The following is a 15,817-nucleotide window of genomic DNA, read 5'->3' on the forward strand; positions in this document are numbered from 1 at the left end:
TTCCGCCCCCCGCGGCCGACCCCGTCGACCCCTCCCGCCCCCCGCGCCGCGGGGCGGCCCACCTCCTTGAACATGAAGAAATCGGTTCGCACTTGTGGTATCGAGTACACTGCCGTGTAAGAGTGCGACCGCTGTACGTCAATCAGGGCGATCACCGCCTGACAGCCCCCTCGCGAGCTATTTCCCGCGGCGGTCGCCGAGACGAGATGAGGGTTGGCCTTTCCGCGCGGATCCGGCACGAGAACATCGGTGCCAGGAGTCCCGGAGGCCCGCCTTCGCAGGAGACCTAGGCAGGCCGAGCTGACCACGTTCCGAGACCTTGGAGTCATACCCGAGATCGCCGATGCCCTCGAGACCGAAGGCATCGTCTCTCCGTTCCCCATTCAGGAGATGGCCCTCCCCCTCGCGATCAGCGGGAACGATGTCATCGGGCAGGCGCGCACGGGCACCGGCAAGACCTACGCCTTCGGCGTGGCCATGCTGCAGCGCGTCGGCAAGCCCCGTAAGAACCGCAAGAAGCCCCGCGGGCTCGTGGTCGTGCCGACCCGCGAGCTGGCACTCCAGGTCACCGAAGACCTGGTCGTCGCCGGCGGCAAGCTGGGCTCGCGCATCCTGACCGTGTACGGCGGGCGCGCCTACGAGCCGCAGATCGAGTCGCTCAAGCAGGGCGTCGACGTCGTCGTGGGCACCCCCGGCCGTCTGCTCGACCTGGTGAGCCAGAAGCACCTCGACCTGAGCCAGATCTCCATGCTGGTGCTCGACGAGGCCGATCGCATGCTCGACCTGGGCTTCCTGCCCGACATCGAGCGCATCATGAAGCTCATCCCGGCCGACCGGCAGACCATGCTGTTCTCGGCGACGATGCCGGGTGAGATCGTCACCCTGTCGCGCCGTTACCTGTCCCGGCCGACCCACGTGCGCGCCGAGAACGCCGACGCCGACAGCGACAGCCCGTCCAAGACCGTCCAGCACGTCTTCCGGGTCCACCGCATGGACAAGATCGAGATCGTGGCGCGTGTCCTCCAGTGCGAGGGCCGCGGGCTCACGATGGTGTTCTGCGAGACCAAGCGGGCCTGCGACATGGTGTCCGAGCAGCTCAAGGAGCGCGGGTTCGCCGCGGCGGCCGTCCACGGCGACCTCGGCCAGGGCCAGCGCGAGCAGGCGCTGCGCGCGTTCCGCAACGGCAAGGTCGACGTGCTGGTGGCCACCGACGTGGCGGCGCGCGGCATCGACATCGACGACGTCACGCACGTCATCAACTACGACTGCCCGCAGGACGAGAAGGCCTACGTCCACCGCATCGGCCGCACCGGCCGGGCGGGGCGCACCGGCGTCGCCCTGACCTTCGTCGAGTGGGAGGACCTCACCCGCTGGAAGGTCATCAACAACGCCCTGGGCCTCGACTTCGCCGAGCCGGTCGAGAGCTACTCCACCTCCCCGCACATCTTCGCCGCCCTCGGCATCCCCGCCGGCACCAAGGGCGTGCTGCCCAGGGCGCAGCGGTCCCGGGCCGGGCTTGCGGCCGAGCAGGTCGAGGACGTCGGCGAGACCGGCCGTCACCGCTCCTCGGTCCGCCGCGACCGCGAGGAGGAGCGCGACCGCGCCGAGCGCAGGGAGCGCCCGGCCCGCAACCGCCAGCGCCGCCGCACCCGCGGCGGGCGCACGCCCGAGTCCGCCGAGTTCGAGACCGTGCCCGCCGTCACCGAGACGGTGGAGCCGCTCGGCACGGTGGCGGCCCCCGAGCCCGAGGCGGCCGTACCGGCCGTCTCCGAGGAGATCGTGAAGCCTTTGTACAGCGAGGTCGCGCAGGGCGACATCCTGACCTCCGAGCCCGAGGCCCCGGCGCCCCGGCGCTCCCGCAGGGGAGCCGGCAAGGCGGCGCCGTCCGGCGCGCCCGCCGAGGTCGCGCCCGTGGCCGTGCGGGCCGAGCCCAGGCTTGAGGCCGTGGCGCCCGCGCCCGTGGCCCAGGAGCCGCTGGTCGACGCCGACGAGGTGCGCGCCCCGAGGCGGGCCCCGGCCCAGCCGCGGTTCCAGCCCGAGCCCGACGACGAGCCGCTGGAGCCCGAGCGCATCATCCCGGCCTCCCCGTTCTCGGTGATCTTCCGCTCGCCCGACCTCGCCTCGGTGGACGACGAGGTGGCGCCCTCGGCGGCCACCGAGCGCGTCCAGCGCAGGCGGCCGGCCTTCCAGCGAACCCCCCGGAAGGGCTGAACAGGCGCGCATGATGAACCGCGGCCGCTACGGCCACGGCGGTGACGACGGCGGGACGCCTCCCAGGCGGCCCGCCCCGCCGTATGCCTGCCCAGGTGGGACGGCGAACGCCGGCCACACAACCGACGTCCGGGGTTTGGCGGTGTCGCCGCGATGAACCCTCGGTATCGTGGTGCCACGTGAGCACGCCGCGTTTCCTCAGCCTGCCCCCCGGCGTCCGCGAACAGCGGATCGAGACGCCCGTGGGCAGCTTCGCGGCCCTTGAGGCGGTGCCCGTCCGCGGCCTCCCGGAACGCTGGCCCGCCCTGCTCGTACCGGGCTACACCGGCAGCAAAGAGGACTTCATCGCGATCTTCGAGACCCTCGCCCAGGCGGGGCGCCGGATCATCGCCATCGACATGCGGGGCCAGTACGAGACCGACGGCCCCGACCACCCCGGCGCCTACAGCTGCGAGGCCCTGGGTGAGGACATCGACGCCGTGGCCACGGTCGTCGGCGGCGGCGAGCCGGTGCACCTCGTGGGCCACTCCTTCGGCGGCCTGGTCACGCGCGAGACCGTGATCGGCGGGGCCACGAGGCTGGCGTCCTACACGCTGATGAGCTCCGGGCCGTCCGGCATCGTCGGGTCGCGCGAGAAGGCCGCCAGGGCCATGCTGCGCGAGCTTCCCGAGGTCGGGCTGGAGCACCTGTGGGCGCACCGCCTGGAGCCCGAGGCGCTCGTCAAAGGCGTGCCCGACGACATCGTGGCCTTCCTGCGCAAGCGGCTCTTCTCCAACTCCGCCGCCGGCCTGGTGGCCATGGCCGAGGAGGTGCTCGCCGCCCGCGACCGGGTCGACGACCTGAAGCAGGCGGGGGTCGCCACGCTCGTGCTGTACGGCGAGCACGATGACGGCTGGCCGCCGGCGCTGCAGGCCGAGATGGCGCACCGCCTGGAGGCCGACTGCGTCGTGGTGCCGGGGGCGCTGCACTCCCCCGCGGTCGAGGCCCCCGAGACCACCGCGCACGCGCTCACCCGCTTCTGGAACCAGGCCGAACAGCGCCTGCTCCACTCCGCCTGATCCCGGGCGTGCCCGGCGGCGCCCGAAGCGTCAGGCGCCGGTGTCCGCCTCTGCGGGGCCGGGGGAGTCGACGACGCCGTCCCAGGGGCGGGCGGCCGGGCCTGCGGCCTGGCCCTCGGGGCAGTGGTCGCGGTAGTCGCACCAGGGGCAGATCGGGCCCGGCCGCGGCGGGAACGTCTTGTCGATCTCCGGCGGCACCGAGACCTGCCCGGTGCCGGGCGGCGACGGGGCGAAGGCCGTGCGGATGGCGCTCTCCGTCGGCGACGCCGCCTGCCGCGCCTCGGGTTCGGCGGGGGCCGCGGGGGCCGTCTTGGGCCGGGGCCGGTGCTTGACGGCGTCGGCGCGCCAGGCGCGGTAGCGCTCGTCGGCCTCGGAGGCCTCGACCGCCATGTCCTCGGCACGGCCGATGTGACGGCGCAGGGACGCGTCGGTGTGCTCCCAGACGGCGACCGAGGCCGTGGGCAGGTGGTGGAGCTCCACGCGGTGGCAGGGCCGGTGCAGGACCCGCGACGAGGCCACCGCGTAGATCGCCAGCGCGAGCGAGGAGCGGGCGTCGTCCTCGGTGAGGGGACGCCTGCCGGTCTTGTAGTCGACGATCACCAGCTCGTCGCCGCGCCTGTCGATGCGGTCGACCCGCCCGGACACCGCGATGACCGGTGTGCGCGTGGCCACGGTGCGCTCGACGCCCACCGGCTCGTCGGACGGGTCGAGCGTGCCGGTGTAGTCGGTGACCATGGCGCGGGCGCGGCCGAGCCACAGGGCCGACTGCTCGGGGTCGCGGTACCCCTCGGTGATCCACCCCTTGGTGACCAGCAGGGCGGCCATGACGGGCGTCCTGCGGTCGTACGGCTCGCGCCACCACGCGGCGAGCGCGTTGTGCACGGAGGCTCCCAGGCTGTTGTGCGCCCAGGAGTGGCCCCTCTTGGGTGCGGGCCGGTCGAGGTAGGTGAAGCGGTACCGCCGGGGGCAGTCGAGCCAGGTGTTCAACCGGGACGGCGTACAGGAGTACAGCCGCTTGGGCATGCCTTCAAGGGGGAGTTGCCCCACTGCCAGCCTCTTCCCTCACCCCAGGGCGCCCGGACGTGCGGACGCCTGGATCGGCCCGGCCGCGCGAGGGCACGACCGGGTGGCGCCTGGCCCGCCCGGGGGCGGGCCGCCGAGGTCAGTCGCCGTTGAGGTTGAGCCTGATGCCGGCCGCCCGGGTGCCGTCGGCGAGCGGGCCCTCCTCGGCCGGGGTGTCGCCCCCGCCGGTCAGCCCGCCCGACAGCCAGTCGTCGAAGTGGGGCTCCAGATCGCCGATGGTGGTCTCCTCGCCGTGCGCGGGCAGGACCCGGGTGTCGTGCGGCAGGGTGAAGAGCCGCTCGCCGATCGCCGTGAGCTGGTCGGCCAGCGCGGGATACTCCCCGCCGATCTTGCCGGGGCCGTCGGCCAGCAGCGTCTTGCCCGTGAACACCGCACCCATGGCCTCGACGTAGAGGCAGACGCCGCCCAGGGTGATGCCCGGCGTGGTCATCACCTCCAGTTCGACGTCGGCGACCCCGAAGAGGCCTTCGTCCTCCATGTCGATGTCGGGGTAGGTGTCCTGCCAGGTCTCGCGCCAGAGTTGGCGGTCCTTGCGGTTGAGGGCGACGACGGCCTCGTCGCGGGCCGCGACCTCGATGGCGCCGCCCACGTGGTCGGGCAGGCCATGGGTGCAGATCACCGCGAGCACCTCGCGCTCGCCCACACTGGAGAGGATCGCCTCCGCGTCGCGCGCGGGGTCGATGACGATCACCTCCGAATCGTCGCCGATGATCCAGGTGTTGTTCTCGACCTTGTGCTCGGCGCCGTCGACGGTCACGACGCCCTCGGTCACCACTCGCTCGATACGCGCTGTCACGGCCACGACCTTACCGAACACTGGAAGCCGTCTCGATAAGCAATCGGCATGGGTTGTGGGCGAAACGCGGCCGGAGCCGCCCCGGACGGCGGCCCGGGGGTCAGGGGCCGACCTCCAGACGCGGGCAGACCGCGCCGTAGGGCAGGTCGAACTCCTGCTCGTCGTCGGTCAGGTCGCGCAGGGACAGCTCGGTGAGCGCCACCATGCACCCCGCCTCGGCCGGCCACGCGATCATCCACAGCCAGTGGCCCATGGCCTCGCCGACGTACACCGCCCGGTCGGGCAGGCTCTCCACCCACCACAGCGCCGTGGGGTGCCCGACCGCCTCGGCCTTGGCGTTCGGCGGGCCGGCGTCGAACCCCGGCCCGGGGTCGGGGCCGTCGATGCCGGCGAACGCCGCGCCGAGCCCGACGCCCGGCTCCTCGGCGACGATGAGCAGGTCGGCGGGCCCGTAGGTCACCGAGGGGCCCGACAGGGCCACCACGCCCGCGTGGACGCCCGCGCCGGAGTCGCGCACGTCGCCGAAGCCGGTCACGAGCCAGCCGGTCGGCAGTGGCCAGGGCAGCCAGAACGGGACGCGCGAGTCGGCTCTGAGCAGGTCGAGCGTCTCGCTGGAAGGCCCCCTGGAGGTGAAGGGCAGGACGGCGCCGTGGACGCCGCACCGCCATTCGGTGGACCATTCGCTCGGCGGACGCAGCGGTCCGAAGCACCGAGGGCAGATTGGCGCGGCTCTCACAGTTATCCACGGTGCTTCGGCCCGTGCGGTGAAGTCAAGGGCCGATTCGTTATCCCGGCGTAATCTTGGCGTATGCGTGTGAGGTGCGTGGGCGGCATCGTGCTCGACGGCGACGGCAGGCTGCTGCTGATCCGGCGCGGGCGTCCGCCCGGCGAGGGGCTGTGGTCTCTCCCGGGCGGCCGGGTGGAGCCCGGTGAGTCCGACGCGCAGGCCCTGCGGCGCGAGCTGCTGGAGGAGACCGGCCTGAAGGTCGCGGTGGGAGCCCTGGCCGGCACCGTCGACCGTCCCGGCCCCGGCGGCGTCGTCTACGAGATCTACGACTACCTCGCCGTGATGGTGAAGGGCACCCCCCGCCCCGGCGACGACGCCGCCGAGGTGGGCTGGTTCGCACCCGAGACCCTGGCGGCCCTGCCCCTGACCTCCGGGCTGATCGACGCCCTGAACCTGTGGCGCGTCCTGCCGCCGGCCCGCTGAGCGCCGCGGCTCACCGGCTGAACGTCGTGCGCCACAGGGTGAGGTGGTCGGAGGTGTAGGTGGTGGAGCGGCCCACGGCCACGACCCTGTCGTCGACGACCGCTATGGCGCCCAGCCACTGGGCGCCGTCGCCGGTCATGCCGTCGCCGGTGAGGGCGTGGCGCTGCCATTCGCGGCCGTCCTCGGAGGTCCAGACCGTGCTGTCGCCGGTCGCGGGGGCGCCGTAGGAGCCCACGGCGACCAGGCCGGAGGCCGAGGAGGTCATGTCGAGCACGGTGGCCGGGGCGCCGGCGGGGAGCCAGGAGTACTGCCAGGTGACGCCCTCGTCGCCGGAGACGGCGGCGAACGGCTGCTCGACGCCCTTGTCGGTCAGGGCGGTGCCCACGGCGACCACCTCGTCGTCGCGCACGGACACCCTGCGCAGCGCGGCCGACCGCGCCCCCTCGGGGATCACCCGCTTGTGCGCCGTCCACTTCAGGCCGTCCCGCGACACCCAGACCACGCCGCTCGTGCGGCCCGCGGTCCCCGAGCCGCCGACGGCCAGGTAGCCCTCGGGGGTGGCGGTGATGTCCTCGATGCGCACGTCGGCGCCGCCGGCGGGCAGGCCCTGCGGCGCGGCCCTGGCGTAGCGGCGCAGGTCGGCGGTGAACCACAGCGCGGCCACGACGCCGCCGGGGCCGCTGTCGTCCCCGGCCAGCACGTAGCCCTCGGGGCCGGCCGCGACCACGCGGGGGACGACCGCGTACCGGCCGGCGGCGTTCAGGGCGGGAGAGTCCGGCGGGGGCCGCCACGAGCGCCCGTCGGTGGAGGCGACGAGCAGCGGCTTGACGAACGCCGAGTCGGCCGTGGTGCTGCCGACGGCCAGCCAGCCCCGGGGGCCGTGCGCGACGTCGTTGAGCGACTGGCGCCCGGCGCCGCCGAGGGCCGAGGAGTCCACGGGCTTCCAGTTCTGCCCGGCCGGGCTGGTCCAGATTCCCGCGTCGCCCTTGACCGAGCCGACGGCGACGAAGGAGTCCCCCGCCGCGACCAGCGCGGTGGTGTCGCGCGCCGAGCGGGTGAGGCCGCTGATGTCGGCGAGCGGCACCGGGGCCGCGGCCTTGCCCTTGGCCGCCGTCATCAGCACCGCGAGGTTGTCCAGGCCGCCCGCCCGCTGGTCGCCTGCGGCGACCAGCGTGCCCTTGTCGGTGATCGCGAGGCCGCGCAGGGTGCCGGGGATCTGCCCGAGGTCGGTGCTCTCGGTCCAGTTCTTGCCGTCGGCGCTGGTGAAGACGGCGTACCGCTCCCAGCCCGCCTCCGCGACCGCGGCCACGCCCGCCGAGGAGGAGGCCAGCCCGCGCACGCCGGTCGCCTCGCGCCCGAGGCCGTCGATCACGCCGCACTGGCGCCACGCGTCGCCGAGGTCGGAGCAGTACACCCGGACGTCACCCGCCGTGGACTTCTGCAGCGTGGGGACGAGCAGGAAGCCCTTCTCTGCCACGGCGAGGGCGCCCGGCTCTGGCCGCACGCCCGGCAGCGCGGCGGCCGTGCGCAGCCACGTCCTGCCGCCGTCCGGGGAGCGGAGGATCACCGAGGTGGTGTCCCCCTTGCCGGGGTCGGCGAGCGCGACCACGGCGTCGCCCTTGGCGACCACCGCGCGGATCGCGCGCACCTTGTCGGTGGTGCCGATCTCGCGGGTGTCCACACGGCTCCAGCTCTGCCCGTCGGGGGACACCCAGGCCACGGGGCCGTACCCGCCGTTTTGGAGGGTGGTGGAGCCGACGGCGACGAAGCCGCTCGCCGTCCGCGCCAGGTCGGTGATGCGGTCGCCGCTCCAGAACGCCGTGAGCCGCGCCGGGTCGACCGCCGTCCAGGAACGGCCGTCGGTGCTGGTCCACATGCCCCTGGCCGCCGGTCCGGCGGTGCCGGGCGCCTCGGTGCCGGCGGCGAGCCAGCGTCCGCCGCCCCCGGTGACGCGCCCCGCCGAGCCGGCGGGCTGGTAGCCGGCGGGCACGGCGACCCTGCCGAGCTCCCAGGACCGCCCGGCGTCGGTCGAGACCAGGAAGAGCGGCCGGGGCACGGGGCTGGTGGTGTCGCTGCCGACCGCGACGACGGTGGAGCCGACGGAGGTGACCGCGTTGAGCACCTGGCTGGAGCCGTTGCCGCTGATGCCGGGCGGGGCGACGAACGCCCGGTCGCCCGAGCCGCCGTCGCCGGCCGCGAGGCGCAGGCCGGAGCTGACCGGGGAGTTCACCCAGTTGACGATCGCCAGGCCGAGCCCGGCAGCGGCGAGCAGCGCCACGATGACGACCACGGGGGTGAGCAGGCCGCGCGGGGAGGCGCGGCGCGGCGGCGCGGCGGGCCTGCGCGGCGGAACCGGCCGCGGGCGGGCGGGCCTTCGCTGCGCGCGGGCGGCGGCCTGGTCGCGGTGGTGGCGTCCGCGCCCGCCGCCGCGAGGCCTGGCCGGGCCCGAGGCCACGAGGATGTCGGGCCGTGCGGGGGGCGCGCCCTCGTGCGGGTCGTGGTCGCCGGGCGGACGGCCGTCGTCGTACTCGTCGTACTCGTCGCCGTACTCGCCGCCGTCCCGGCCCGGCGCGGGGCCGGCCGGGTCCCTGGGGGAGGGATGGCCCGGCGGCCCGCTGGTGGCGAGGCCGGCCCCGGGGCGTCGCCCGTGCGCCGCTTCGGGCTCGGCGGGGATGCGCGGGTGCACCCGGATCCCCGAGTCGCCGGCGGGAGGCGCGGGCGTGCGCGGCGGGCCGGAGGCGACCAGCTTGTCGGGCCGGTCCACCAGGCGGCGCGGCGGCGGGGACGGGTCGGTGGACTCGGCCGGGGGCTCGGACCGCCCGGCCTGGCGCGCCCCCCAGGCGGGAGGCTCCTCCCACACCGGCTCGGCGGCGGCCCGGGGGTCCCACTCCGGCTCCGGCGCGGCGCGCGGGTCCCAGTCGTCGGGCGAGCCGGGGGAACGCCACTCAGGGGACGACTCAGAGCCCCACGCGGGGGTTCCCTGGAATCGCCAGTCGGCGGAGGGGTCGGCGGTCCACTCCCCCGGCGCGGGGTCCTCGTCGTGGTCCGGCGGTGTGCGGCCGGCGCTGTGGCGGGGTTCGGCGGGCGGGCCGCCGGCGGGGCGGGCGTAGGGATGGCGCCCGACGGTCGGGCGCGGGGGCTCGGCGGGATCCTCCGCGCCGGGCGAGCCGTCGTTCTCGGTGGGGGCGCCGAAGGGCGGCAGCGCCCACGGCGAGTCGAGCGGGAGCCCGCGCGAGCCTTCGCCGGAGGGGCCCGGCGGGAAGTGGTGAAGGGTCGGCGGTGATGTCTGAGCCGGGTGGGACCCGGATCGGCGTGACGTGCTCCCGTGGTCGGCGTCGTCCGCCGACCACCATGACGAGCGCGGGTCGTGAGGGCCCGAGGCCACGCTCAGCACCTCCTCGTCGGCAGCCTAACGCAGTCTGATAGCCGTGATTTAGGACCGTTCCACCGAAGTTCCGGACATGCATTGATATGCCCGCGGATCAAGCTCGATCCTACTGATACCCGCCCACCGGCGGTGATCACCTGAACGTTCGGATCCACGGCCGCCCTCGCCCTCGCCGCCAGCGCGCACCTCCTCGGACCGACTGCCGGCCCGCACAGCTTCCAGAGCAACACGTGGAGGGCACTCCTGGCGAGACCTCTCTAGTCAGATTTATCTAGAGAGTGAGGGAATTGCCCGTTTTTGGGCGATTATTATCACGGCAACCGTGAAGAAGCCGAGCTGCACGACGGTCCCCGCGAGCGACTGCCAGGGCACCGCGCCCTGACGCAAGGCGTCCGCCAGATCCCCGGCCGCGGCGGCGGGGACGAAGCTGACGACGTTGTTGACGACGTGCAGCGCGATCGGCGCCTCCAGGCCGCCGGTGCGCACGGCCAGCCAGCCCATCAGCGCGCCGAACGCGAAGACGTCGACGATGCCCCAGTCGGTGTACGCGTGCAGCGCGGTGAACGCCGCGGCGCCGAGCAGGATGCCCGGCCACGGCGTGCGGAAGTAGGCGCCGAACGCCTGGAGCAGCCAGCCGCGGAAGACGTACTCCTCGGCCGCCGCCTGGAAGGGCACCAGCAGCGCGATCACCACCAGCCCCGGCAGGAAGCGGTCCCAGCCCGTCCACCCGAAGAGGTCTCCGACGTCCTCGCCGGTCAGCGCGAGCGTCGCCACCAGCGCCGCCTGCCCGAACAGGAGCGACAGCACGGCCAGGCCCGTGCACGTGAGCAACCACCTCCAGCGCAGCCGCCCGAGCACCGACGACAGCGTGCCGGGCGGGCGCCGCTGGATCAGCCAGGCGGCGCCGAACACCAGGGGCAGCACCGCCGCGATCGACAGCAGCATGACGGCCAGGTCGTAGACCGGCTCGCCGAACAGCCGGCCGTCCTCCATGAGCACCGGGATGCCGGTGAGCTGCGCGACCAGGACGCCCGCCGAGATCACCACCACCCCGGTCACCAGGTAGGCCAGGGCGACGGCGACCGTCCCCACCAGCGGTCGCCACCACCGGTGCAGCGGCGTGCGCGCCAGGTGGTCGTACCGGGTGCCCGGCGGCGGCGGGACGACGCGCGGCGCGGGCGCCGGCGGCCTCTGCCACGGACCGGCCCCCGGGTAGTACGAAGCGGGCGCGGGCGAAGCCCCGTACCCCGGCTGGGGCGGCGGAGGCGGAGCGCCGTACCCCGGCTGAGGGGCCGGAGGCGGGGCGCCGTACCCCGGCTGAGGCTGCCCTGGGCCCCATCCCGGCTGAGGCGGTGAGGGCCGCCACTCCGGGGACGGCTGAGGTCCGTCTCCCGAGGGCGGCGGCTGGGGCCCGTGCGACGGATCGTGCATCACCCCATTCTCCTCACCGCGTCATCACCCCGCGCGACGCGGGTCGCTTCCGCGCGAACCATCGTCCGCGCCGTGGATCGGGCCGCTGTGCGCAATTCTCCACAGACAGGACCACCGCCAGGCCTCAGACTGCGATCAGCATCCACAATCTCCAGGGGGAGATCATGAAACCGCAGGGGCCGTTTCTGACACTGGTCTCCGGACTGGTCCTCACCGCCGTCTTGGGCGTGCTGAGCGTCAGCACCGCGCCGGAGGCCGACACCGTGGCCGTCGCCGAGGGCGAGCCGGCCGCCGCCGCGCGCACCGGCGCGGCCGTGCCCGGCCCGACGGTCACGGCGCAGACCGTGCCCGGGCCGACGGGGACCGCCGAGGCCGAGCCCGCCGACACCACTCCCAAGCGCGCCGACTACGCGGGGGTGGCGCAGGGCAACGGGGGCCTGGTGGCCGTCTCGATCAAGAACGGCAAGGCCGTCGCCTACTTCTGCGACGGGCGCGTCGAGGCGTGGCTCAAGGGCACGGCCGAGAACAACACCGTCACGCTGACCGGCAAGAACGACTCGCTGATCACCGCGGCGCTCGGCGACGGCAAGGCGCAGGGCAAGCTGCAGGTGGGCAAGGGCAAGTGGCGGTTCACCGCCCCGCTGGTCAAGAAGCCGTCCGGCCTGTACCGGGCCGTGGCCACGGTACGCGGCGCCCGGCTGGTCGGCGGATGGATCGTGCTGCCGAGCGGGCGGCAGGTGGGCCTGGTCGCCGCCGACGGGTCCTCCTCGCGCGCCCCCGAGCTGACCCCCGGCTCCCCCGTCACGGTCGACGGCGCCGAGCTGCGGCCCGAGGACACCGACGCCTTCATCGACCGATTCTGACGAGGACATCTCATGACGATCCCCCAGCCCGCCATGCCCGCCGCCGAGAAGCGCGGCGCCGCTCCCTGGCTCGTGCCGCTGCTCGCCGGCGGCTTCGTGGCCGTCGTGCTCGGCGTGTACGGCCGCGCCCACACACCTACCGGCTTCGCCGTGGGTCTGTCCGGCTTCTCCGGCGCCCAGGCCATGAAGTCGTGGCTCGCGACCGGCACGTTCCTGCTCGCCATCGTGCAGGTCGTCTCCGCGATGGCGATGTACGGCAAGCTCCGCGGGGTGCGGGCGCCGTCCTGGACCGCCACCCTGCACCGGTGGTCGGGGCGCACGGCCTTCCTGCTGTCGGTCCCGGTCGCCTTCCACTGCCTGTACGCGCTGGGCGCGCAGTTCGACGTCCCGCGTGTGCTGGTGCACTCGCTGCTCGGAACCTTCTTCTACGGCGTGTTCGTGGCCAAGATGCTCTCGCTGCCCAAGCGGGACCTGCCGGGCTGGACGCTGCCGGTCCTCGGCGGCCTGCTGTTCACCACGCTCACCGGCCTGTGGCTGACGTCGTCCTTCTGGTTCTTCACGACGTTCGGCATCGCGCTCTGACGCCCCGGCCAGGAGCGCCCCGGACCCGGGGTCAGAACGAGCCGGGCGCGTCCGGCCCAGGCGGGGACGGGCCGGACGCGTCCGCTCAGGCGGGCGGCTCGAAAGCGCTGGTGCGCGACATCCCCGCCGCGCGGCCCTTGGCGGCGACGACCAGCGCCATCTTGCGCGACGCCTCGTCGATCATCTCCTCGCCCAGCATGACCGCGCCGCGCCGGTCGACCGTCGTGGCGTGCTCGTAGGCGTCCAGGATCAGCTCGGCGTGGTCGTAGTCCTCCTGGGACGGCGAGAAGATCTCGTTGGCCGCCTCGATCTGCGAGGGGTGCAGCACCCACTTGCCGTCGAACCCGAGCGCCGCCGACCTGCGCGCCGTCAGGTCGAACCCCTCGGCGTCGCGCACGGCCAGATACGGCCCGTCGACGGCCTGGAGGCCGTGCGCGCGCGCGGCCATGAGGATGCGCATCAGCACGTAGTGGTAGGCGTCGCCCTCGGTGTACCCCGCGGGCTGGCGGCCGACCACCAGGCCGCGCATGTTGATCGACGCCATGAAGTCGGCGGGGCCGAACACCAGGGCCTCCAGCCGCGGCGACGCCGCGGCGATCGTGTCGACCTCGACGAGGCCGCGCGCGCTCTCGATCTGCGCCTCGACCCCGATGCGCCCGACCGGCAGCCCGTTGGCCTTCTCGACCTGCGTGAGCAGGAGGTCGAGCCAGGCCACGTGGACGGCGTCCTCCACCTTGGGCAGCATCAGGCAGTCGAGGGAGTCGCCGGCCCCCTCCACGACCTCGATCACGTCGCGGTACGTCCACGGCGTCGACAGGTCGTTGACGCGGACGACCCGTGTCCTGCCCGTCCAGTCGCCGGTGCGCAGGGCCTCGACGACGTTCTTCCTGGCCTGCTCCTTGGCCTGGGGTGCGACCGAGTCCTCCAGGTCGAGGAAGACCTCGTCGGCCGGCAGCCCCTGCGCCTTCTCCAGGAAGCGGGGGTTGCTGCCGGGCACCGCCAGACACGATCGACGAGAGCGCATGGGGTCACCGTAGCCGCCGCCCCGCGCCACCCCCGCATGTGGGCGCGTCACAAAGGGGACTCCCCGTTGTTGGCGCGGATCTCCCACCGATTCTCCAGCGGACCTCCCGACAATGGACACCACACCTTCGGTACAAGGAGCGCAAGAACGATGAACGACGCCTACGCGGCCCATCCGGCCGTCCTGTCCGATCTCATCCCTAAAAGCCTGGTGCGCGACGCCGCCCTGGTGATCGGCGCGGCCGGCCTGACCGGCGTGGCCGCGCAGGTCAGCATCCCGCTGCCGGGCACGCCCGTGCCGTTCACGCTCCAGACCTTCGCGGTCCTGCTGGCGGGCGCGGCGCTCGGCCTGCCGCGCGCCTTCCTCGGGATGGCGCTGTACCTGGCGCTCGGGCAGCTCGGGGTGCCGTGGTTCGCCTCCTCGGGCGGCAACGCGACGCTCGGCTACGTGGTCGGCTTCGTGCTCGCCGCGTCGGTCGTCGGCGCGCTGGCGAGCCGCGGCGGCGACCGCACGGCTCCGCGCACCTTCGCCACGATGCTCTTCGGCACGCTGCTGATCTACGCCGTGGGCGTGCCCTGGCTGATGGTCGCCACGGGCCTCAGCCTGCCCGCCGCCTTCGCCGCAGGCGTCGTGCCGTTCCTGATCGGCGACGCGGTCAAGGTGCTGGTCGCCACCGGCCTGCTGCCCGCGGCGTGGAAGCTCACCCGCCGCTGACCGGCGCCCCGCCCGCCGGACGGCCCCCCTCGCCGCGCCCGTCCGGCACCGCCGCCCGCGCGCGGGGACCCGCGGGCCGTGCCCGGAGGGCCGCCGGGCCGTACATTGCTGGTGTGAGCCACTCGCTGATCGAAGAGGGCGCCAAGAAGTCGAGCGTCCTGTGGATCTCCCTGTCCGGACGTGACCGGCTCGCCTGGCACGTCTGGCACGAGGGCGCCGTCTACGTGGTGACCGGCGGCGGCGAGCAGCCGCTGCCCGGCCTCACGAGCGCCTCACGGGTCCGGGTGACCCTGCGCAGCAAGGACAACGGCGCCGAGCTCGTCCGGTTCGACGCCGACGTCGAGGTGGTCGATCAGCGCTCGTCCTCGGCGGCCGGGGCGGTCGCCGTCCTGGCGAAGGAGCGCCTCAACGCCGTCGACGCCGAGGGCCTCACCGAGCGCTGGGCCTCCGGCTCGGAGGTCGTCCGGCTGGTGCCGGTGGTGGCCGCCTGAGCCAGCAGGGCTCCGGCCAGCACCACGGCCCCGCCGATGATCTGCGCCGCGCCGAGGCGCTCGCCCACCAGGAACCACGCGATCACCGCGCCGGCGACCACCTCCAGTGAGGCGACGGTGGCGCCCACCGCGGCCGTCAGGCGGCGGACGGCGACGACGCCGGTGAAGTACGCCAGCACGGTGGCGATCGCGACCAGCCAGAGCGCGGCGGCGAGCACGGGAAGGGTGTTGCCGCCCAGGGTGGCCTGCGTCGTGAACGCCCCCCAGGGGATCTCCCACGGCCGCGACAGCGGGGCCAGCACGACGGCGGCCCCCGCCAGGCCCCAGACGATCAGCCCGAGCGGCTCGACGTCGTCGCCGAAGCCGTCGCTCATCAGGAAGTACCCCGCGCAGCACGCCGCCGCGGCCAGGCCCAGCAGGAGGCCGATGCCGTCCAGCGCCAGCCCGCGCCACGCCTCGACGACCACCCCGAGGCCGATCACAACGATGACCGCCCCGGCGTAGGCCGAGCGCGCCAGCCGCACCCGCCTGACGAAGCGCACCCACAGCACCACCACGACGGGCGAGGTGAACTCCAGCAGCAGAACCACGCCGACCGGCAGGCGCGTGATGGCGGTGAAGAACAACGCCTGGACGCCGGCCACGGCGATCAGCCCGTACGCGGCGAAGAACCCCAGCCTGCCGGGCGGGATGCGCAGCGCCTTCGGCCGGAACACCGCCAGGAGCAGGACGAGCAGCAGGGCCGCGCCGGCCATGCGCACCCACACCGCCTGCAGGGGGGTCAGCCCGCCGGCGCCGAGGAACTTGGCCATCGGGCCGGAGAAGCCGAAGCACAAGGACGACGTGACCGCCACCGCGAGAGCAGTGCCCTTCATCACGCACCTCCTGTCAGTAGTGTTCAATGCGTTTGATGCTGTCACAACCGAATGCGCGTTGGAAAGGCTTTTAAAGGGGGCCGACAGGGCG

Annotated in this window: 13 protein-coding genes; 6 read left to right on the top strand and 7 right to left on the bottom strand. The window is 74.1% G+C overall.

The features are described from left to right. The first annotated feature begins 390 nt into the window (after positions 1-390). Both PYR91_RS30835 and PYR91_RS30840 read left to right on the top strand, forming a co-directional pair. Positions 391-2,211 carry a DEAD/DEAH box helicase gene (locus tag PYR91_RS30835; protein WP_279785538.1) on the top strand — a complete coding sequence of 607 codons (1,821 nt, stop codon included), beginning with the start codon at positions 391-393 and terminating at the stop codon, positions 2,209-2,211. A 179-nt stretch (positions 2,212-2,390) separates the two neighbouring features. After that, entirely contained in the window at positions 2,391-3,269 is an 879-nt protein-coding gene (locus PYR91_RS30840; RefSeq protein WP_279785540.1) for an alpha/beta fold hydrolase, read from the top strand. A gap of 30 nt (positions 3,270-3,299) precedes the next feature. Here PYR91_RS30840 and PYR91_RS30845 read toward each other — a convergent pair whose 3' ends face one another. From PYR91_RS30845 to PYR91_RS30855, 3 genes are all read right to left on the bottom strand, one after another. Further along, on the bottom strand, positions 3,300-4,292 hold the full coding sequence (locus PYR91_RS30845; protein ID WP_279785541.1) for a PD-(D/E)XK nuclease family protein: 993 nt from the start codon (positions 4,290-4,292) through the stop codon (positions 3,300-3,302). A gap of 139 nt (positions 4,293-4,431) precedes the next feature. After that, positions 4,432-5,148: an MBL fold metallo-hydrolase gene (locus PYR91_RS30850; RefSeq protein ID WP_279785543.1), complete on the bottom strand. Its 717-nt coding sequence runs from the start codon at positions 5,146-5,148 to the stop codon at positions 4,432-4,434. Between the two features lie 100 nt (positions 5,149-5,248). Then, positions 5,249-5,884: a DUF6758 family protein gene (locus PYR91_RS30855; RefSeq protein ID WP_279785544.1), complete on the bottom strand. Its 636-nt coding sequence runs from the start codon at positions 5,882-5,884 to the stop codon at positions 5,249-5,251. A gap of 72 nt (positions 5,885-5,956) precedes the next feature. Here PYR91_RS30855 and PYR91_RS30860 point away from each other — a divergent pair, with 72 nt between their 5' ends. Further along, positions 5,957-6,358, top strand: a complete 402-nt coding sequence (locus PYR91_RS30860; RefSeq protein WP_279785546.1) for an NUDIX hydrolase — start codon at positions 5,957-5,959, stop codon at positions 6,356-6,358. Between the two features lie 10 nt (positions 6,359-6,368). On the opposite strand, the gene PYR91_RS30865 is transcribed toward PYR91_RS30860, so the two are convergent. Both PYR91_RS30865 and PYR91_RS30870 read right to left on the bottom strand, forming a co-directional pair. Then, a complete protein-coding gene (locus tag PYR91_RS30865; protein WP_279785548.1) occupies positions 6,369-9,743 on the bottom strand; it encodes a hypothetical protein in 3,375 nt (1,124 codons plus the stop codon). Between the two features lie 270 nt (positions 9,744-10,013). Next, a complete protein-coding gene (locus tag PYR91_RS30870) occupies positions 10,014-10,838 on the bottom strand; it encodes a type II CAAX endopeptidase family protein (protein WP_279785549.1) in 825 nt (274 codons plus the stop codon). A gap of 503 nt (positions 10,839-11,341) precedes the next feature. Between PYR91_RS30870 and PYR91_RS30875 the strand changes: the two genes are divergently transcribed. Continuing rightward, positions 11,342-12,040: a hypothetical protein gene (locus tag PYR91_RS30875; RefSeq protein ID WP_279785551.1), complete on the top strand. Its 699-nt coding sequence runs from the start codon at positions 11,342-11,344 to the stop codon at positions 12,038-12,040. A gap of 12 nt (positions 12,041-12,052) precedes the next feature. Continuing rightward, positions 12,053-12,622: a DUF6529 family protein gene (locus PYR91_RS30880; RefSeq protein ID WP_279785552.1), complete on the top strand. Its 570-nt coding sequence runs from the start codon at positions 12,053-12,055 to the stop codon at positions 12,620-12,622. Between the two features lie 85 nt (positions 12,623-12,707). Here PYR91_RS30880 and PYR91_RS30885 read toward each other — a convergent pair whose 3' ends face one another. Beyond that, positions 12,708-13,646 carry a CoA ester lyase gene (locus PYR91_RS30885; protein ID WP_279785553.1) on the bottom strand — a complete coding sequence of 313 codons (939 nt, stop codon included), beginning with the start codon at positions 13,644-13,646 and terminating at the stop codon, positions 12,708-12,710. Between the two features lie 150 nt (positions 13,647-13,796). Between PYR91_RS30885 and PYR91_RS30890 the strand changes: the two genes are divergently transcribed. Continuing rightward, positions 13,797-14,360 carry a biotin transporter BioY gene (locus PYR91_RS30890; RefSeq protein WP_279785554.1) on the top strand — a complete coding sequence of 188 codons (564 nt, stop codon included), beginning with the start codon at positions 13,797-13,799 and terminating at the stop codon, positions 14,358-14,360. A 352-nt stretch (positions 14,361-14,712) separates the two neighbouring features. On the opposite strand, the gene PYR91_RS30895 is transcribed toward PYR91_RS30890, so the two are convergent. Next, on the bottom strand, positions 14,713-15,726 hold the full coding sequence (locus PYR91_RS30895; RefSeq protein WP_279785555.1) for a DMT family transporter: 1,014 nt from the start codon (positions 15,724-15,726) through the stop codon (positions 14,713-14,715). Positions 15,727-15,817 lie beyond the last annotated feature (91 nt).

Source organism: Sphaerisporangium sp. TRM90804 (assembly GCF_029846175.1).
GTDB lineage: Bacteria > Actinomycetota > Actinomycetes > Streptosporangiales > Streptosporangiaceae > Sphaerisporangium.

Bases quoted from the DNA above. Each gene is read 5' to 3' on its own strand.
- PYR91_RS30835 (WP_279785538.1), top strand. From the start codon at position 391: ATGGCCCTCCCCCTCGCGATCAGCGGGAACGATGTCATCGGGCAGGCG.
- PYR91_RS30845 (WP_279785541.1), bottom strand. From the start codon at position 4,292: ATGCCCAAGCGGCTGTACTCCTGTACGCCGTCCCGGTTGAACACCTGG.
- PYR91_RS30860 (WP_279785546.1), top strand. From the start codon at position 5,957: ATGCGTGTGAGGTGCGTGGGCGGCATCGTGCTCGACGGCGACGGCAGG.
- PYR91_RS30875 (WP_279785551.1), top strand. From the start codon at position 11,342: ATGAAACCGCAGGGGCCGTTTCTGACACTGGTCTCCGGACTGGTCCTC.
- PYR91_RS30880 (WP_279785552.1), top strand. From the start codon at position 12,053: ATGACGATCCCCCAGCCCGCCATGCCCGCCGCCGAGAAGCGCGGCGCC.
- PYR91_RS30885 (WP_279785553.1), bottom strand. From the start codon at position 13,646: ATGCGCTCTCGTCGATCGTGTCTGGCGGTGCCCGGCAGCAACCCCCGC.
- PYR91_RS30890 (WP_279785554.1), top strand. From the start codon at position 13,797: ATGAACGACGCCTACGCGGCCCATCCGGCCGTCCTGTCCGATCTCATC.
- PYR91_RS30895 (WP_279785555.1), bottom strand. From the start codon at position 15,726: ATGAAGGGCACTGCTCTCGCGGTGGCGGTCACGTCGTCCTTGTGCTTC.